The organism is Thalassobacter sp. 16PALIMAR09, from assembly GCF_000765485.1.
In the GTDB taxonomy this organism is placed as follows: domain Bacteria; phylum Pseudomonadota; class Alphaproteobacteria; order Rhodobacterales; family Rhodobacteraceae; genus Thalassobacter; species Thalassobacter stenotrophicus.
This window is the reverse complement of record NZ_JHAK01000026.1, coordinates 1-2,991: the sequence shown is the minus strand read 5'-3', so window position 1 is coordinate 2,991 and position 2,991 is coordinate 1. Positions and strand designations below refer to the sequence as shown.

General features: G+C 62.1%; 4 protein-coding genes and 2 pseudogenes. All 6 read left to right on the top strand.

Going from position 1 to position 2,991, the window contains the following annotated elements; all coding sequences use genetic code 11:
- A pseudogene (locus PM04_RS17095) lies at positions 1-286 on the top strand (TIGR02594 family protein); the annotation flags it as partial.
- On the top strand, positions 283-540 hold the full coding sequence (locus tag PM04_RS17090) for a hypothetical protein (protein ID WP_038009102.1): 258 nt from the start codon (positions 283-285) through the stop codon (positions 538-540). The pseudogene PM04_RS17095 and the gene PM04_RS17090, both read left to right, overlap by 4 nt.
- Before the next feature lie 135 nt (positions 541-675).
- Positions 676-1,023 carry a hypothetical protein gene (locus tag PM04_RS17085; protein WP_038009099.1) on the top strand — a complete coding sequence of 116 codons (348 nt, stop codon included), beginning with the start codon at positions 676-678 and terminating at the stop codon, positions 1,021-1,023.
- On the top strand, positions 1,020-1,256 hold the full coding sequence (locus tag PM04_RS17080) for a hypothetical protein (protein WP_038009098.1): 237 nt from the start codon (positions 1,020-1,022) through the stop codon (positions 1,254-1,256). The genes PM04_RS17085 and PM04_RS17080 overlap by 4 nt, the downstream gene beginning before the upstream one ends.
- A complete protein-coding gene (locus PM04_RS17075; protein WP_038009097.1) occupies positions 1,256-2,239 on the top strand; it encodes a hypothetical protein in 984 nt (327 codons plus the stop codon). Before PM04_RS17080 ends, PM04_RS17075 begins: the two co-directional genes overlap by 1 nt.
- Before the next feature lie 3 nt (positions 2,240-2,242).
- Positions 2,243-2,991 (top strand): annotated as a pseudogene (locus PM04_RS17530) (collagen-like protein); the annotation flags it as partial.

The following is a 2,991-nucleotide window of genomic DNA, read 5'->3' as shown; positions in this document are numbered from 1 at the left end:
TGGGGGGCCAAAAGACAGTCGGATCGTCACAGCCTCCAATGCGCAGATCGGGCTGGGCGTGATTGGTGCTGCCGGCTCCATCGGCTCTCAGATCGCGCCAGCGTTGGTTGAGGCGGAGCAAGCGCGAGACATGGCCGGCCGTGCGTTCTCATTGTTCGGGCTTGAGGCTTGGCTCACCATCGCTCTGCCGTGGATTGGCGCCGCTGTGTTTCTCGCCGTTATTCTCTACGCCCTGCGATCCCGCGCTGCTCGGATCGACGATCATCGGACGGGAAAGACACCATGATCCACGTCATCACCGGATTGCTGGCAGGCCTTGGCCAGCGGGCTGCGTTTTGCGGCGCCATTGTTTTTGCTCTTTTGAGCGCGCTCTGGATCGCCTTCCGCCAGGGTCGCCACGCTGCAGAGGCCGAGCTTTCTATTCGTCGCGCGAAAGCCCGTATTCGAGCGATGCAAACATCACAGGAGATCCGCCATGAGGTGCACAACACTGACCGGGCTGGTCTTAAGCGCCGCGCTGACCGCTGGATGCGCGATTGAGCCGCAAGGCCTGCGCGGAGATTGTGATTGGGCCGAGCCCATTCGGCCCTCACGCCAAGATGTCCTGAGTGAGCAAACCCTGGCTCAGATCCTGGCTCATAATGAGGTTGGAGCGATGCTCTGCGGGTGGGTGCCATGAGTGTTGCCATCGTTGAAGGCCCCGCCATTCTCATTGGCTATACCTACAGGCTGGATTTGGAGGCTGAGGCGCCGCTGTTTCCAGAGATGGCCGATATCATCGCGCAAGTGCGGCTCAAACCTTCGGCCACCGATATCCTGGCCACGCTCACGACCGCCGATGGCACGCTGATGCGCCAAAGTGATTGCCTGCTGTCTCTCGTGATCCCTGCCCCCGACACCGCAAACTTTGAACCGGGCTCTGTTGTGCTGGACATGGCGCGTGTGGATGTCCGTCCCGCTCTGCCTTTGGGCTTTTTCTTGGAGATCCCTGTGATGCTGCCCGTGACCCGAGGCCTGTCATGAGTGCGTGTCCTACACATGGTGCGCGCCCGCCATTCCCCAGCTCAGGCTCAAGTGCGGCCCCAGGTGCCGCCCCGATTAAAATCCGCATCGCCTTGGGGGCCACGCGGATCCGGCTTCTGGGCACCCCGGGCCCGGACGGCAAGCCAGGTCCTCAAGGCGACAAGGGCGATCAGGGGGATCCCGGCATCACCATTCTGCCCACCGACACACCCATCAACGGAGGCTTTTTCTGATGGCCAATACCATTCAACTCAAGCGCCGCGTCTCAGGGGTCGCTGGTGCGCCTGCATCACTTAAATCTGGAGAGCTGGCTCATAATGAGGTCGATGACACGCTCTATGTCGGCAAAGGTGATGATGGCGCGGGCAATGCGACCTCTATTGTGCCCATGGCGGGCTCTGGTGGGTTTGTTGCCCGCGTGGGCACCCAGACAGTTGGTGGGGCCAAGACCTTCTCTTTGGTGCCGAAGTCGAGCCAAGACGCAAGCAGTGGTGCGGACCTCGTGCGCAAGTCCCAGGTCGATGCTATGCTCTCGGGCAAAGCGCCTTTGGCTTCGCCTGGGTTTAGCGGCTCACCCACAGCCCCAACTCCTGTGGCCGGAACTGATTCCACACAAATCGCAACGACAGCCTTCGTGCACACGGCCATTGCGGGCTTTGGGGCCGGCGATATGGCAAAATCCACCTATGACACGGATAATGACGGCAAGGTGGATGCCGCAGAAGTGGCCGATGCGGTGCCTTGGTCTGGGATCACAGGCAAGCCGACGAGCTTTGCGCCCTCAAGCCATAGCCATTTAATCGGCCAGATTACGGGGCTGCAGAGCGCGCTGAATGGTAAGTCCGCACTAACGTCGCCAGCTTTTACGGGAACACCGACGGCGCCAACGGCCTCCACAGGCACCAACACCAAACAGATTGCGACCACGGGGTTTGTTGCCGCCGCAATCGGTGCGCTGATCGATGCGGCGCCTGGTGCCATGAACACGCTCAATGAATTAGCCGCAGCCCTGGGGGATGATCCAAGCTTTGCTACGACTGTGACCAATGCTCTGGCGGGGAAACTCGCGGCAGCGTCGAACCTGTCGGACCTGCCGAACAAGGGGGCTGCGCGCTCGAACCTCGGGCTGGGGTCCATGGCTACGCAAGCCTCCAGCAATATCGCGATTACTGGTGGGTCGATCACAGGGATCGCCCTGGATGGAGGCACGTTCTAACCCATGACAAACACGCTGCTTGTGAAACGCACCACTGTTGCTGGACGGATACCCAGTACGGCGCAGCTGGCCGCCGGTGAGCTGGCGATGAACATCGCCGACGGCAAACTCTTTTTGAAACGCATCGCTGGCTCAGAAAGCGTGGTGGAACTGGGGCAGACCGGACCGCGAGGACCGGCAGGGCTGACGGGTGCGCGGGGTCCCACTGGCCCCAAAGGCAATACGGGGGCGACTGGCGCAACAGGGACAAAGGGAAATGCTGGACCGACCGGAGCACAGGGTCCTGCGGGTCCAACAGGGCCTACGGGTTCAAAAGGAAACACCGGCGCCACGGGGCCGCAAGGCGCGACGGGCGCAACCGGCCCAACACCCGCGCATCAGTGGTCTGGGAGCAGTCTGCGGTTTTATACCGGGTCGACCTGGGGAGGGTATGTAAACCTCAAGGGCGCGACAGGGTCTACTGGTCCAAAGGGGAACACCGGCGCCACCGGTCCTGCGGGTCCCCAAGGTGCAACAGGTCCAGCCGGACCAACGGGCGCGGGAGGGCTTACGGGAGCGACTGGTGCGACTGGGCCGGTCGGTCCTCAAGGGCCAGCGGGTTCAAACGGATCGCCCGACACGGCCGCTCAAGTGCGCGACAAGCTCAAAACCGTGGACGGCTCTGGTTCTGGCATCGATGCTGACAAGCTAGATGGCCTGCACGCCAGCGCCTTTGCGCGGCTCTCAAGTGCCACCTTTTCCGGCACCGTAAC

Coding starts and splice junctions, on each gene's coding strand:
- PM04_RS17090 (WP_038009102.1), top strand. CDS start 283: ATGATCCACGTCATCACCGGATTGCTGGCAGGCCTTGGCCAGCGGGCT.
- PM04_RS17075 (WP_038009097.1), top strand. CDS start 1,256: ATGGCCAATACCATTCAACTCAAGCGCCGCGTCTCAGGGGTCGCTGGT.
- PM04_RS17080 (WP_038009098.1), top strand. CDS start 1,020: ATGAGTGCGTGTCCTACACATGGTGCGCGCCCGCCATTCCCCAGCTCA.
- PM04_RS17085 (WP_038009099.1), top strand. CDS start 676: ATGAGTGTTGCCATCGTTGAAGGCCCCGCCATTCTCATTGGCTATACC.